The sequence below is a fragment of the Paenibacillus sp. F4 genome (assembly GCF_002894905.1).
Lineage (GTDB): Bacteria > Bacillota > Bacilli > Paenibacillales > Paenibacillaceae > Paenibacillus > Paenibacillus polymyxa_B.
Genome location: NZ_POVS01000020.1, coordinates 1 through 12,743 on the forward strand (window position 1 = coordinate 1; position 12,743 = coordinate 12,743).

Here is a 12,743-nt window from a genome sequence, read left to right on the forward strand (position 1 = left end):
AGGGCTTATCCTAAGATAAAACGCAAATGAGTTTCGGATCCAGTTTTCAGGGTGTAACCTTGATATAAATGTTTAATATTCCCTGATAGCTCAGTTGGTAGAGCACTCGACTGTTAATCGAGTTGTCACAGGTTCGAGTCCTGTTCGGGGAGCCATATGGAGAGGTGTCCGAGTTGGCCGAAGGAGCACGATTGGAAATCGTGTAGGCGCCAAAAGCGTCTCGAGGGTTCGAATCCCTCTCTCTCCGCCATAATTCATTTGTAGCATGGCCCGTTGGTCAAGGGGTTAAGACACCTCCCTTTCACGGAGGTAACAGGGGTTCGAATCCCCTACGGGTCATAAAAATATCATAAAAGAACTTGCAATAAAAAGTTCATTATGGTATAATATGAGAAGTGCTTAATTGTGGAGGCTTAGCTCAGCTGGGAGAGCATCTGCCTTACAAGCAGAGGGTCGGGGGTTCGAGCCCCTCAGCCTCCACCATTTGAAAAATAAATATTTATTACTGTCGCGGGGTGGAGCAGTTCGGTAGCTCGTCGGGCTCATAACCCGAAGGTCGCAGGTTCAAATCCTGCCCCCGCAACCAATTTAAAATTTATTATGGAACTGTGGTGTAGAGGCCTAACATGCCTGCCTGTCACGCAGGAGATCGCGGGTTCGAATCCCGTCAGTTCCGCCATTAGTAATACAACGTTTAATGATGAACCTTAGAATAAGGCTCGGTAGCTCAGTCGGTAGAGCAGAGGACTGAAAATCCTCGTGTCGGCGGTTCGATTCCGTCCCGAGCCACTTTTAATTGAATATTTTATGTGCCGGTGTAGCTCAACTGGTAGAGCAACTGACTTGTAATCAGTAGGTTGGGGGTTCAAGTCCTCTCGCCGGCACCATTTTTGGAGGATTAGCGAAGTGGCCAAACGCATCAGACTGTAAATCTGCTCCCTTACGGGTTCGGTGGTTCGAATCCATCATCCTCCACCAGTTTTATAGGGGCATAGTTTAAAGGTAGAACAACGGTCTCCAAAACCGTTGGTGTGGGTTCAATTCCTGCTGCCCCTGCCAATCAATCATTCATTACTTGCGGCGGTCGTGGCGAAGTGGTTAACGCACCGGACTGTGACTCCGGCATTCGTGGGTTCAAGCCCCATCGGCCGCCCTTTACTTATTGGGGATTAGCCAAGCGGTAAGGCAACGGACTTTGACTCCGTCATGCATAGGTTCAAATCCTATATCCCCAGCCATCTTTATGCGGACGTGGCTCAGCGGTAGAGCATCGCCTTGCCAAGGCGAGGGTCGCGGGTTCGATTCCCGTCGTCCGCTTTGTTACACTCTGGCGCCATAGCCAAGTGGTAAGGCAAAGCTCTGCAAAAGCTTTATTCCCCAGTTCAAATCTGGGTGGCGCCTCCATAATTGAATACGCCGGCGTGGCGGAATGGCAGACGCGCTCGACTCAAAATCGAGTGGGAAACCGTGGAGGTTCGAGTCCTCTCGCCGGTATTAACTAAAAGAGTTCATTAGAGATAATCTCTAGTGGGCTTTTTTTATTTGAGCTTTAGTACCCCACTCATTGCTTGAGCTGAAGACACCTTTGAGTTGTATTCCAAATGCGAATAAATATTTGCCGTTGTTGCATAATCGCTGTGGCCTAACCATTCCTGAACTTCTTTCATGCTTACCCCTAATACATCTACATAAATATACTCCAGGTATTCAAGACAATAAGAATTGTCAGAAGATAAGCGATAGGATTCCTGTTATTCCTTCATACGGATCAGAAGCTCATAGAACGTGTCCACCAGTGGCAGTATACGGCGACTGGCTTTATTCTTGGTTCGGTCCTTTTCAATTTCAATATATCTACCATTCAAATTGCCCGATGTGGCGGTATGTTTAATATTAATAGTCCAATTCAATAAATCAATAGCCGACCATTTTAATCCTACGACCTCGCTTCGGCTTAGCCCATAAAAGGCAGCCAGGATAACGGAAAGCTCAATTCTTTCGCCTCGGATTACTGCGAGGAGTTGATTCAGTTCCTCGGCATTGTAGAAGCTCACGACGTAATTGTTCTTTTTTGGGCTTTCAACTAAGTCAGGGAGATTCGCCACAATCGGCTTTATTTTCACGGCATACTGAAGGGCTCTGCAAATGTTCGCGTGGTAATGAATAACGGTATTGGCGCTGACACCTTGCACATTCATTTCATGGGTATACAAGGTCTGAAAATCCTCTGTAGTTAAATCATCAAGCAATACATCCCTTTCTCTCGGAAAAAGGATCTACGCGGCCTTTTACAGTGTCGGAATAGGAGATATAGGAGATAAGCCCGATACTGTTTTTCATCATCTCTAGCCATTGAAGCATAAAGTCTGCGAACAGCCTTTTGCTATTACCGGATGGAGTAGCCGCTTTTACTCTTACAGCATATCTTCGTTTTCAACCGCGAGTGCTTGTCCTTCCATATGATAATTCTTCCTGGCTTCCTGAAGCAAGATTTCGGCTCTTTTCTTGGTTCCTTTTATCTTAAGCCCGTAGGGATCCATTTTGGTTATCGTTTACCATTCTCATCTTTACAGTTAGGCGGATGTCCCGTTGCGCTTTCTCCTCTTCCAATAACTCCAGAGGGTGAACCCGATCCTTTTTCAAATACCGGTTGAGCTTCGGAATAGATTTGCTACAAAAGTGGTAGCTGAATCCGCCGATGGATTGCTTTAGCGCCCAGAAGGTGCATTTGATTTTGAACCGGGCGGTATAAAGTTCGATGATCTAGGTCGCCTCCAGTGTCAGATCGGTGCTGGCTAGAATGGAGCATTGCCTGTTCGGATTCACCAGCAAAAACCACAGTTTTCGGTATACTCTTTGGCCCCATAACATATCCAGACACAGGTAACTGACGGATTATTCTTTGCCATACATGCTCACGATAGCGTACTCAAACGCGGCGATACGGCTTTAAAACAGCTCGGCCAAGCACCACCTTTGTCCTCTTTTTACGGTAGCGGCCCCGGTCTGTGGCAGGTGTACCATGACGTTCATAGGCAACGGTATTGGATTTGGCTTCGGTTACCAGATCCATCCGGGTGCTGCCGAATTGGTTCCATTGTTCAACCCCCGCAAAGCAGGATTGATCAGAGGTAGGCAAAACCATTTCCGGGACGTGCCCTAGTCAAAACACAGCATGAGGCCGATGACAATGACAACAAACCCATGAAAAGCGCCTCCAAAATTGCGTCACATTTAACACAATTGATATTGATTATCAATATCAATTGTGTTAATATAATTTTGTTCACTGGTGAACAAAAAACAATCTAATGGTGACACTGAACTTGGTCTGCAACTACTACAAGAGAGGGGAGATTGGGAAATTGGAGTTTCAAAATCATTTTAAAGGTCATCTTTACGAGCAATATATTAAAATGCTACATCTGAATGAGCTGTATACTGAACAAGAATTTAACTCGTTTCGGCAACAGGCCAGAAAGTACCAGATTGACATGCTCTCCAACAATATTACTAGTGTACACGTTATTGATTGCATTGGTGATTATGAACCGATAAATCATACCGGGATTGTGGAGAAGATGGGGTTGTCCAAAGCTAGCATTACTAAAATTAGTGCAAAGCTGCTGGAAATGGGTTTCATTATGAGAAGTCAACTGAACAGCAATCGTAAGGAGATTTACTTTAGTTTAACGGATAAGGGAAGACACGTTTATCATTTGCATAAAGAACTGCACAAAGAAAAAGAAGAAAGGTTTTACCAATTCATTGAATCCTATTCAGAGGTTGAGCTGCAGACTATTGGAAAATTTATGAGTGATTTGGTGGCGCGTGCCGAAGAATACTCCGAAGGGAAGTTTACGATAAATGACGACATTAAAGATTGAGGAATTAAGATCCAAGATTGAAGGGAAAGAAATTTTAAAAGGGCTCACACTGGAGATTCATGGCGGAGAGATTCATGCGATTATGGGGCCTAATGGGACGGGAAAAAGTACATTGGCTTCAGCTTTAATGGGCCATCCCAAATATGAGGTTACTGGCGGTAAGGTGACATTGGACAATGAAGACCTTCTGGAGATGGAGGTGGATGAGCGTGCCCAGGCAGGCTTGTTCCTCGCTATGCAATACCCAAGTGAAATTGCTGGCGTGACCAACTCGGACTTTCTCAGAAGTGCCATCAATGCACGGCGTGAAGAAGGCGATGAGATATCCTTAATCCGTTTTATCCGTGAAATGGAGAGCAAAATGAAGGGGCTGGAGATGAACCCGGAATTTGTGCATCGTTATTTGAATGAGGGATTCTCTGGCGGTGAAAAAAAGCGGAATGAGATTTTGCAAATGATGCTACTTGAACCCAAGTTTGTGATCCTGGATGAAGTGGACTCAGGGCTTGATATTGATGCACTGCGTATTGTGGCCAATGGCGTAAATGAGATGCGCAGCCCGGATAGAGGCTTTTTAATCATCACCCATTATCAACGACTGTTGAATTATATTACCCCGGATTTTGTGCATGTCATGATGCAAGGCCGGATAGTTAAATCTGGCGGTCCGGAGCTTGCCCACCGTTTGGAGGCTGAAGGATACGATTGGGTGAAGGAGGAACTTGGGATTACGGATGAGACGGTAAGGGAAGCTTAAAAGCCGGAGAGGAGGAACAGCACGTGGATAAACAAGCTAGAGTTTCAATGAATGTGGACGATTTACGCGCATGGTCAAGCGCTAAGGATGAACCTCGTTGGCTGATTGAACGCCGCGTTCACGCACTCGAACTGGCAGGGACGCTGGAGTTGCCTAAAGTGGAGAAAATCAATCTTGAAAAATGGGATATCTACGAAAGTGGAGATTACAAAGCTGAGAATGCGTGGTCTAGTTTGGAGGAAGTGCCGGAGGTTGTTCGAGGTTTGGTTGCTTCTCCGGTGAAAGGCGGACTAATCGTTCAGTTCAACTCGGATGTAGTGTATACGAAATTGTCCGAGAGCTTAGCCGCCCAGGGAGTCATTTTAACGGATCTGCATACTGCGGCAAAAGAGCATGAGGAGCTGGTTCAACGTTATCTCTTTCAGGCAGTAAAGCCAGAAGAACATCGTTTATCTGCTGCACACAGTGCCTTATGGAGTGGTGGCGTTTTTCTATATGTCCCAGACGGTGTAGAGGTTGAAGCACCTATTCAAGCGATCTTTCTTAACGATACAAGCGGTGTGTGTTTTGCTCCTCACGTCTTAATTGTGGCAGGGAGCAACAGCAAGATCACTTATGTGGATAATTGTGTATCGAGTGGTGATGATGTCAAGGTATTGCATAACGGTGTGACGGAGGTCTTCGCGGGGGCGGGCTCAAAGGTGCAAGTAGCTTCGGTTCATCAGCTTGCTGCAACTACAACAGATTTCACCCAGCGACGGGCGGTCGTTCTTGCTGATGGGGGTGTGGAATGGATTATCGGTGAGATGAACAATGGTTATACCGCCAGCGATACCAAGACTTTGCTACAAGGCAACGGGGCGGTCTCCGACAATAAGGTGATTGCTATTGGCACGGGCAATCAAAAATCGAGCTATACAACTCAAGCTCAGCATTTTGGCAGAAGCTCGGTAAGCCAGATGATTACGCGTGCAGTCATGCTTGAAGAAGCTACGGCCATTATCAACGGCATTACAAAGATTGAAAAAGGTGCAACCCATTGTGATGGTCAGCAAACAGAACGCGTGCTTATGCTAAGTCCTAAAGCTCGCGGCGATGCCAATCCGATCCTGCTGATAGATGAGGATGATGTAACCGCGGGTCATGCTGCATCCGTGGGGCAAGTAAATGCAGAGCAAATCTATTATCTGATGTCGCGCGGGATACCACGGAGTGAAGCCGAACATCTTGTTATTTTCGGATTTCTCGCTCCTGTCATTTCGGAGATCCCACTGGAAGGTGTTCGCAGTCGCCTAAAAGATTTAGTGGAAAGCAAGCTCGGCAGATCATAGCAAATCAAAATGAATCTTGAAAGGTTAAAAAGGAGTGATACTAATGGCTAAAAAAGCACCAGATATGGGCGAATATAAATATGGGTTTCGCGACAAGCACCAGTCTATTTTTCAATCTGGAAAAGGTCTGACGGAAGAGATTGTCCGGGAAATTTCCCGAATCAAGGAAGAGCCGGAGTGGATGCTCAATTTTCGGTTGAAAGCTTTGAATCAATTCTACAAAATGCCGATACCTGAATGGGGAGCGGATTTGACCGGGCTAAATCTTGATGACATCCAGTATTACGTTCGCCCTTCTGAAAAACAGGGAAAGACCTGGGAGGAGGTTCCTTCCGAGATCAAAGCAACCTTTGACAAGCTGGGAATCCCTGAAGCGGAGCAAAAATTCCTGGCGGGCGTATCCGCTCAATATGAGTCGGAAGTAGTTTATCACAGCATGCGGAAAGACCTGGAGGATCAGGGCGTTATTTTCCTTGATACGGATAGTGCATTAAAGCAATACCCCGAAGTGTTTAAGCAACATTTTGGGACGATCATCCCTCCCGCCGACAATAAATTTGCGGCGCTTAATAGTGCGGTTTGGTCAGGCGGTAGCTTTGTATACATTCCGAAGGGTGTTCAGTGCGAGGTTCCTATACAAGGTTATTTCCGTATTAATTCTGAAAATATGGGTCAATTCGAGCGGACATTAATTATTGCCGAAGAGGGCAGCTTTGTCCATTATGTTGAAGGATGTACAGCACCTATTTATAGTACCAGTTCTCTGCATAGTGGAGTTATTGAAATTATTTGCCGGAAAGATTCCCGTGTCCGTTACACGACCATTCAGAATTGGGCTCCTAATATCTACAACTTGGTAACCCAAAGGGCTGTGGCAGAAGAAAATGCCACAATGGAATGGGTGGACGGCAACATCGGCTCCAAGGTAACAATGAAGTATCCGGCAGTATTATTGAAAGGACGGGGAGCCAAGGGGTCCATCCTGTCTATTGCCGTAGCCGGTAAAGATCAGCATCAAGATGCTGGCGCGAAGGTAATCCACCTTGCTCCCGAGACAACATCTACGATTATATCCAAATCCATCAGCAAGCAGGGCGGAAAAGTAAACTACCGAGGGTTGTCCAGCTTCAGCCGCGATTCCGCAGGGTCCAAGTCCAATATTAAGTGCGATACGTTGATATTGGACAACATGTCAACATCAGATACGATTCCGTACAATGAAATTAAAAACGATCAGATTACTTTGGAGCACGAGGCAACAGTATCCAAAGTGTCCGAGGAACAATTGTTTTACTTAATGAGCCGCGGGCTTACAGAACAAGATGCTACACAAATGATTGTAATGGGCTTTATTGAACCGTTTACCAAAGAATTGCCAATGGAATATGCCGTTGAAATGAATCGGTTGATTCAATTTGAGATGGAAGGAAGCATCGGTTGATTCATTAATTTAATAGATCAAACCTTTATCATTCTTTAAAGAAGTGCGAGGTGCTAGTAATGAAGAAAAATAATTCGGACGATTCAGAACTAGCTCAAATTACCCGAGAGATACGAAAACTTCAGTTCTGCTTCAATATGCTGTCAGGATTGAGCGCAAGTTGTGGTGTGATGATACCTTTAGACTCTATTCATACGCTTATAAGGGAACTTTCGGATCAAGAGGTCACTCTTAGGCAAAAAGCAAAGGATCACTCAGACGATCTAGGGTGAAAAAAGGTCTAAATTGACGGTTGGTAAAACAATGGGAGGAGTTGACATAATGGATGAAAATGGAGTTTTATTCGATGAAGTATCGGAAGTTCTTCTCAAACTACGTCCTTTCTTACTGCGTGACGGTGGAGATGCTGAACTGGTCGAGGTTGAGAACGGTATAGCAAAACTAAGATTTTTGGGAGCTTGCAATGGTTGCCCAAGTGCTACGATTACGTTAAAGGTTGCTATTGAGCGCGCAATTCTTGAGGAAATTGATGATATTAAAGAAGTTGTACAAGTATTCTAAATTCCTTGATACTGAGCAACTGAGTTAGTCCTGTCGCAGACCATAGCTATGGAAGTTGATCCCGCTGCTCAATACCAAAGTACATCGACAGATTACCTTGCGGGTCGAAATCGACGAGCAACACTTTTTTTACTTCATCAAACAAAGTATTATCAAGATTGTATTCGGTATCGAGTGGGAAACCGTGGAGGTTCGAGTCCTCTCGCCGGTATACACAAAAGGATGATAAAATGCTTAAAGGCATTTTATCATCCTTTTTATTATATATTCATGATTTTGGCAACAAGGTTAACATGGATTTGACCAGCGCTTTGATCTTATCGTAAGATGATGGTACTGAAAAAACTTTTCTAGTTTACTGAGCGCGAAAGAAATGAGGACGAATATGCAGGAAAGAATTTTGGAGGCTTTTGTAGAGGAAGTTCATGAAAATGGATTGAAATTTACGATGGATGATCTTGCGAAAAGACTCGCTATTAGTAAGCGTACATTGTATGAAAATTTTTCGTCTAAGACGCTTATTTTAGAAACACTTATTGAGCGTACAAATGATGATATGATTCGAAAAACTGAGCAAATTATCGAAAATAATGAGTTATCTTTGTTAGACAAGATTAAGCAGTCGATTAGGGTCATGCCTCTGTATTATAAGTTTTACGATTTAAGAATATTGGACCAGATGAAAAAGTATTATCCTGAGCAATGGAAAAGGGTACATGCCGATTTAAATGACTGGTCTCCGATTAGAACATTAATTCAGGAAGGCATCCGAGAAGGAATTATTGTGAACAAAAATGAGGCTCTGATCATGAAGCTTATTATTGAATCTGTAAATTTAACGCTTGATCAGCGTTTCTTTCTGGATAACAGTGTGACGGTAGAGGAAGCAACTTATTCTATTGTAGATATTTTGTTGTTCGGATTGGTCGAAAAATAAAAAAATAGCCTCAACAATATGCTGCATATTTGAAGAGGCCATTTTTTTATATGAAAACTAAGAAAACAATTTTAGTTTCAATTGTTTTTGAAAAAGAATAATGAAGTTTACCTGATGTTGATAAAGAGATACGGAAAAGGAAGGGTGGAAATATGTCTATACTCACAAGAAATCGAGGAGCAATGCTGTTATTGATGCTTAACATTTTTTTGGCATTCATGGGGATTGGCTTAGTTGTTCCTGTGTTACCTAAGTTTATAAGTGAGCTAGGGATGAATGGTTCCTCGATGGGACTGATGGTTGCAGCTTTTGCGTTGACACAGCTTTTGTTATCACCATTGTCAGGAAAGTTGTCTGATCGTTATGGACGTAAAAAGTTGATTGTTTCCGGGATGTTCATCTTCATGTTATCAGAGCTTGTTTTTGGACTGGCGAATTCCATTCCTACCCTGTTCATAGCACGAATCATGGGTGGAGCAGGGGCAGCGTTGCTTACTCCTTCTATTATGGCCTATGTCGCTGACGTGACCTCGTTTGAGGAAAGAGGCAAGGGAATGGGTATGATCAACGCAGCGATCAACACTGGCTTCATAATCGGGCCAGGGATTGGCGGATTGCTTGCCACATATGGAATACGCATTCCCTTTTTTGCGGCAGCAGGAGCTGCGGGAATAGCAGCTATCTTGTCTCTGTTAGTACTGCCTGAGTCTTTAAGCAAGGAAAAGCAACAATATAATAGAGAGCTTCCACGTCAAAAAGAAAATCTTTTGCAGCAATTTGCCAAGTCATATCAATCTCCATATTTCATGGGTTTACTCATTGTATTTGTCGTTGCTTTTGGGTTAGCGAACTTTGAAACAGTATTTGGACTGTTTGTTGACCATAAATATGGTTTTACACCGATGGATATTGCCATCATCATAACGACAGGCTCCATTTTGGGAGCAGTTGTCCAAGCGACTATATTTGGATGGATCATTAATCGTTTTGGAGAGAAAAAAGTAATTCACCTCTGTTTGGCTATTGGGGGCCTGTTCATTTTTCTAACCCTATTTGCTGAACAGTACGTGATGATTATGCTGACGACCTTCATCATTTTTCTGGCTATGGATATCCTTCGTCCGGCAGTAAGCACTTCTCTATCGCGGCAGGCTGGAGATGAGCAAGGCTTTGTGGCAGGCATGAACTCGTCCTATACCAGCTTGGGTAATGTGATTGGACCGCTTGTTGCGGGATTGCTGTTCGATGTTCATATTAATCTGCCTTATATGGTTGCAGCTATAGCGTTACTGGCTTGTCTCGTCCTTTCACTACGTTCCAAGCAAGCGGGTGAGCAACACTCGATAGCCCGTACAGCAGAACAGCGTAGATGAGGATAGCCGCAGGTCTATACTCATCCCCGACTTAGGTCTAGGTTCAAAAACCGTCTGGGGTCCGTTTTGTCAAACGCTTGTTCAGCGTACAATAAGAACATAAGCAAGACACAGTGAAAGGCGGTGAGAGATGATGAGAGTTAACAAAGGGAATGGGTTAGCCATTGTACTGATCGTGTTGGGTTCGATTATGCTGCTCGGTAAGTTTACTCCGTTTTTCGGTCACTTTTTAGGACATCTGATTGGTTACTTAATTCCGATAGCTATGGTGATGCTAGGCTACTACGGTGTGAAAAAAGGAAATGCGCTCTTCGGCTGGATCGTACTCGTACTTGGGGTACTGATTTTGCTTGGCAAACTGTCCTGGCTTCTGGGACCGCTACTGGCAATCGGGTTAATCATATTTGGTGTTTCCCTGCTGAGTGACCGCAGAAGACGTTACTGATTTTAGCAGTTTAGCAAGAATTAAGAAAGATTGCAGTAACGAAGTATTGAATTATGGGATACGAATTGTGAAAGGAGCAGACGCAAATGAGTGTTTTTCGAAGAATGCGCGATATCACGGTAGCGACCTTCAATGAGCATTTGGAACAAAGCCAAGACCCAGTGCAACTGATTGACCAGTTCTTGTATAATACCCGCCAGGAAATTGCCGAAGCGGAAAAACTCCATCAACAGTATGCGATGCATACAAGACAGATGAAGCAGCAGTTGGATCATGCATTGTCCATGCAGACCAAACGGGAGGAACAGGCGCTACTGGCTTTGAAGGCTGATGAAGAACATATCGCGAAGCTGGCCCTTCAGGAGAAAATGCTATATGCAGAAAAAGAAGAGCAGTATAGAGAACTGTGGGAGCAGAGCCGTGAATCACTACGTGAGCTGGAACAACAGCTAGATACATTAAAGACAGAATATCAAACGGTACACAGCAAGCGTCAGTATTATGCGGCACGTGTACAAACGTTGAGACTCCAGCAGCAAATGAACGAACGGGCTGGTACATACGGTGGACGGAATGTTCCCCGAATGTTCAACCGCTTGGAAGACCGGGTAGCCGATATGGAAGCAGAAACGATGAGTCTGCGTGATTTACGTCGGGGTGAGGGCGACCATACACAGGATGCCCAAGGCGGTGGATCGCTGCTCGAACAAGAGTGGGCGAGACTGAAAAGCAAGCTGAACAACAGCGGGAAGGAGTAATTTGATAATGACCCGAATTTACAGATCAAGCCGGGATAGAGTAATAACAGGTGTATGTGGCGGTCTTTCTGACGCAACAGGAATGGACTCAACATGGATTCGTATTCTGGTTGTGATCAGTTTCTTTATTACAGCAGGAACCACATTTATGATTTATGTGATTGCGGCACTGGTTATCTCCAAGGAGCCGAGATCACCTTTCGATGGAGGATTTGGCCCTGACAGCGGACCCTACAATCAACAGGATCCGCGCTATTATGGCAGTAACAATACAAGATCGCAGTATGGGCAGGGAACTGGTTACAATCAGGGCGGTGCATACGGCAATTCGAACCCGTTTTTTGGTCAAGATGCCCGCAACTCATCCAAATTTAACACAGATCAGAACAGTGACCTGGATTCCATGATGGAAGATATCGAGAAAAAGGCAATGAAAAAAGAATTGGCAGAGTTACGCAAAAAAGTAGAGCAATTTGAGAAGGGAGAACGTAAATAATGGGGATCTTTAAAAGAATGAAGGATATGACAAGAGCATCGGTGAATGAAGTGTTGGATAAAGTGGAAGATCCGATTATTATGTTGAATCAATATCTGCGCGATATGGAGGCGGAAATTCACGAGGCTGAGGTAACGGTTGCCAAGCAAATGGCGAATGAACGACGTATGAAACAGCGTTTGGAGGAAGCGGTACGTGTATCCAATGAGCGTGAGAAGCAAGCTGAATCCGCATTACGAAATGGTCAGGAAGAAGTAGCGCGCAAGCTGTTGGGAGAGAAGATTTATTTTGTGCAAAAGCAGGACGAATACCGCGACTTGCATACACAAGCTGAGCTTCAAGCAAAAGAATTGGTACAGCAGCTTCACGACATGAAAGATGAATTCTATAAAATGCGCAACAAGCGCAATGAGTTGGTATCCCGTGCTCAAATGGCGAAAGCCAAAAAGCAAATGTCTCAAATCAATAGTTTGCACACGATTGAAAGTGGGTCTGCTTCATTGGGCTTCCACCGTATGGAAGAAAAAATCATGCAAATGGAAGCTGAAGCTGACGTACTGCGTGCTCCTTACCGTCAAGCTCCAGGAGAAGCATATGTTAATCCGGCTGAGGCTGAAAAACAGTTTAAAGTGGATGAGCAGCTTCAACAGCTTAAGTCCAAAATTCAGACAGGTGCTAAACCAGTCGATATGAAGAAGGACTGACTACTCGGAAACAAGACATTATGATATGCTGTATGGAATGGACATTGGTCGAT

14 protein-coding genes and 15 tRNA genes are annotated in these 12,743 nt (G+C 44.4%); 26 read left to right on the forward strand and 3 right to left on the reverse strand.

Annotated features, from left to right (window positions below; all coding sequences use genetic code 11):
- Positions 1-79: 79 nt before the first annotated feature.
- The 15 genes from C1T21_RS23255 to C1T21_RS23325 all read left to right on the forward strand — a co-directional run bounded on the left by C1T21_RS23255 (position 80) and on the right by C1T21_RS23325 (position 1,494).
- Positions 80-155, forward strand: a tRNA-Asn gene (locus C1T21_RS23255).
- Positions 156-158: 3 nt separating this feature from the next.
- Positions 159-250: transfer RNA gene (locus tag C1T21_RS23260), tRNA-Ser, on the forward strand.
- A gap of 17 nt (positions 251-267) precedes the next feature.
- A tRNA-Glu gene (locus C1T21_RS23265) sits at positions 268-339 on the forward strand.
- Between the two features lie 68 nt (positions 340-407).
- Positions 408-483: transfer RNA gene (locus C1T21_RS23270), tRNA-Val, on the forward strand.
- A gap of 26 nt (positions 484-509) precedes the next feature.
- Positions 510-586 (forward strand) — tRNA-Met (locus C1T21_RS23275).
- A 16-nt stretch (positions 587-602) separates the two neighbouring features.
- Positions 603-679: transfer RNA gene (locus C1T21_RS23280), tRNA-Asp, on the forward strand.
- Positions 680-716: 37 nt separating this feature from the next.
- A tRNA-Phe gene (locus C1T21_RS23285) sits at positions 717-789 on the forward strand.
- Positions 790-811: 22 nt separating this feature from the next.
- A tRNA-Thr gene (locus C1T21_RS23290) sits at positions 812-887 on the forward strand.
- Positions 888-892: 5 nt separating this feature from the next.
- Positions 893-978, forward strand: a tRNA-Tyr gene (locus tag C1T21_RS23295).
- A 7-nt stretch (positions 979-985) separates the two neighbouring features.
- Positions 986-1,059, forward strand: a tRNA-Trp gene (locus C1T21_RS23300).
- A gap of 21 nt (positions 1,060-1,080) precedes the next feature.
- Positions 1,081-1,153 (forward strand) — tRNA-His (locus C1T21_RS23305).
- 10 nt (positions 1,154-1,163) lie between these two features.
- Positions 1,164-1,238: transfer RNA gene (locus C1T21_RS23310), tRNA-Gln, on the forward strand.
- Between the two features lie 7 nt (positions 1,239-1,245).
- A tRNA-Gly gene (locus C1T21_RS23315) sits at positions 1,246-1,317 on the forward strand.
- A 12-nt stretch (positions 1,318-1,329) separates the two neighbouring features.
- A tRNA-Cys gene (locus tag C1T21_RS23320) sits at positions 1,330-1,404 on the forward strand.
- Positions 1,405-1,415: 11 nt separating this feature from the next.
- Positions 1,416-1,494: transfer RNA gene (locus C1T21_RS23325), tRNA-Leu, on the forward strand.
- A gap of 44 nt (positions 1,495-1,538) precedes the next feature.
- Here C1T21_RS23325 and C1T21_RS28195 read toward each other — a convergent pair.
- The 3 genes from C1T21_RS28195 to C1T21_RS23335 form a co-directional block, all read right to left on the reverse strand.
- Positions 1,539-1,667, reverse strand: coding sequence for a hypothetical protein (locus C1T21_RS28195; RefSeq protein ID WP_258012605.1), 129 nt, complete (start codon positions 1,665-1,667; stop codon positions 1,539-1,541).
- 84 nt (positions 1,668-1,751) lie between these two features.
- Complete coding sequence (locus C1T21_RS28200) at positions 1,752-2,249, reverse strand: tyrosine-type recombinase/integrase (RefSeq protein ID WP_223821952.1); 498 nt, start codon at positions 2,247-2,249, stop codon at positions 1,752-1,754.
- A gap of 680 nt (positions 2,250-2,929) precedes the next feature.
- A complete protein-coding gene (locus C1T21_RS23335) occupies positions 2,930-3,145 on the reverse strand; it encodes a hypothetical protein (protein WP_025718898.1) in 216 nt (71 codons plus the stop codon).
- 220 nt (positions 3,146-3,365) lie between these two features.
- On the opposite strand from C1T21_RS23335, the gene C1T21_RS23340 reads away from it, so the two are divergent.
- The 11 genes from C1T21_RS23340 to C1T21_RS23400 all read left to right on the forward strand — a co-directional run bounded on the left by C1T21_RS23340 (position 3,366) and on the right by C1T21_RS23400 (position 12,690).
- Complete coding sequence (locus tag C1T21_RS23340) at positions 3,366-3,887, forward strand: MarR family transcriptional regulator (RefSeq protein WP_023990248.1); 522 nt, start codon at positions 3,366-3,368, stop codon at positions 3,885-3,887.
- A complete protein-coding gene (sufC, locus tag C1T21_RS23345) occupies positions 3,868-4,644 on the forward strand; it encodes a Fe-S cluster assembly ATPase SufC (protein WP_023990247.1) in 777 nt (258 codons plus the stop codon). The genes C1T21_RS23340 and sufC overlap by 20 nt, the downstream gene beginning before the upstream one ends.
- A gap of 23 nt (positions 4,645-4,667) precedes the next feature.
- Positions 4,668-5,975, forward strand: a complete 1,308-nt coding sequence (gene sufD, locus C1T21_RS23350; RefSeq protein ID WP_374703734.1) for a Fe-S cluster assembly protein SufD — start codon at positions 4,668-4,670, stop codon at positions 5,973-5,975.
- A 43-nt stretch (positions 5,976-6,018) separates the two neighbouring features.
- The gene (gene sufB, locus C1T21_RS23355; protein WP_103049946.1) at positions 6,019-7,416 is read left to right on the forward strand and encodes a Fe-S cluster assembly protein SufB; all 1,398 of its coding nucleotides are present in this window, start codon (positions 6,019-6,021) and stop codon (positions 7,414-7,416) included.
- A gap of 321 nt (positions 7,417-7,737) precedes the next feature.
- A complete protein-coding gene (locus tag C1T21_RS23365; RefSeq protein ID WP_013373004.1) occupies positions 7,738-7,977 on the forward strand; it encodes a NifU family protein in 240 nt (79 codons plus the stop codon).
- Positions 7,978-8,362: 385 nt separating this feature from the next.
- The gene (locus C1T21_RS23375; RefSeq protein ID WP_013311900.1) at positions 8,363-8,914 is read left to right on the forward strand and encodes a TetR/AcrR family transcriptional regulator; all 552 of its coding nucleotides are present in this window, start codon (positions 8,363-8,365) and stop codon (positions 8,912-8,914) included.
- 152 nt (positions 8,915-9,066) lie between these two features.
- Positions 9,067-10,287 (forward strand): MFS transporter, encoded by a 1,221-nt coding sequence (locus C1T21_RS23380; protein ID WP_103049947.1) that lies wholly within the window; start codon positions 9,067-9,069, stop codon positions 10,285-10,287.
- Between the two features lie 133 nt (positions 10,288-10,420).
- The gene (locus tag C1T21_RS23385; RefSeq protein WP_013311898.1) at positions 10,421-10,732 is read left to right on the forward strand and encodes a LiaF transmembrane domain-containing protein; all 312 of its coding nucleotides are present in this window, start codon (positions 10,421-10,423) and stop codon (positions 10,730-10,732) included.
- An 86-nt stretch (positions 10,733-10,818) separates the two neighbouring features.
- Complete coding sequence (locus C1T21_RS23390) at positions 10,819-11,490, forward strand: PspA/IM30 family protein (protein WP_103049948.1); 672 nt, start codon at positions 10,819-10,821, stop codon at positions 11,488-11,490.
- Positions 11,491-11,497: 7 nt separating this feature from the next.
- Entirely contained in the window at positions 11,498-11,986 is a 489-nt protein-coding gene (locus C1T21_RS23395) for a PspC domain-containing protein (RefSeq protein ID WP_103049949.1), read from the forward strand.
- On the forward strand, positions 11,986-12,690 hold the full coding sequence (locus C1T21_RS23400; RefSeq protein ID WP_061829898.1) for a PspA/IM30 family protein: 705 nt from the start codon (positions 11,986-11,988) through the stop codon (positions 12,688-12,690). The genes C1T21_RS23395 and C1T21_RS23400 overlap by 1 nt, the downstream gene beginning before the upstream one ends.
- Positions 12,691-12,743: the final 53 nt, after the last annotated feature.

Excerpts from the sequence above, each read along its gene's own strand:
- C1T21_RS28195 (WP_258012605.1), bottom strand. The coding sequence starts at position 1,667 with ATGAAAGAAGTTCAGGAATGGTTAGGCCACAGCGATTATGCAACAACG.
- C1T21_RS23335 (WP_025718898.1), bottom strand. The coding sequence starts at position 3,145 with ATGGTTTTGCCTACCTCTGATCAATCCTGCTTTGCGGGGGTTGAACAA.
- sufC (WP_023990247.1), top strand. The coding sequence starts at position 3,868 with ATGACGACATTAAAGATTGAGGAATTAAGATCCAAGATTGAAGGGAAA.
- sufB (WP_103049946.1), top strand. The coding sequence starts at position 6,019 with ATGGCTAAAAAAGCACCAGATATGGGCGAATATAAATATGGGTTTCGC.
- C1T21_RS23365 (WP_013373004.1), top strand. The coding sequence starts at position 7,738 with ATGGATGAAAATGGAGTTTTATTCGATGAAGTATCGGAAGTTCTTCTC.
- C1T21_RS23375 (WP_013311900.1), top strand. The coding sequence starts at position 8,363 with ATGCAGGAAAGAATTTTGGAGGCTTTTGTAGAGGAAGTTCATGAAAAT.
- C1T21_RS23380 (WP_103049947.1), top strand. The coding sequence starts at position 9,067 with ATGTCTATACTCACAAGAAATCGAGGAGCAATGCTGTTATTGATGCTT.
- C1T21_RS23385 (WP_013311898.1), top strand. The coding sequence starts at position 10,421 with ATGAGAGTTAACAAAGGGAATGGGTTAGCCATTGTACTGATCGTGTTG.
- C1T21_RS23390 (WP_103049948.1), top strand. The coding sequence starts at position 10,819 with ATGAGTGTTTTTCGAAGAATGCGCGATATCACGGTAGCGACCTTCAAT.
- C1T21_RS23395 (WP_103049949.1), top strand. The coding sequence starts at position 11,498 with ATGACCCGAATTTACAGATCAAGCCGGGATAGAGTAATAACAGGTGTA.
- C1T21_RS23400 (WP_061829898.1), top strand. The coding sequence starts at position 11,986 with ATGGGGATCTTTAAAAGAATGAAGGATATGACAAGAGCATCGGTGAAT.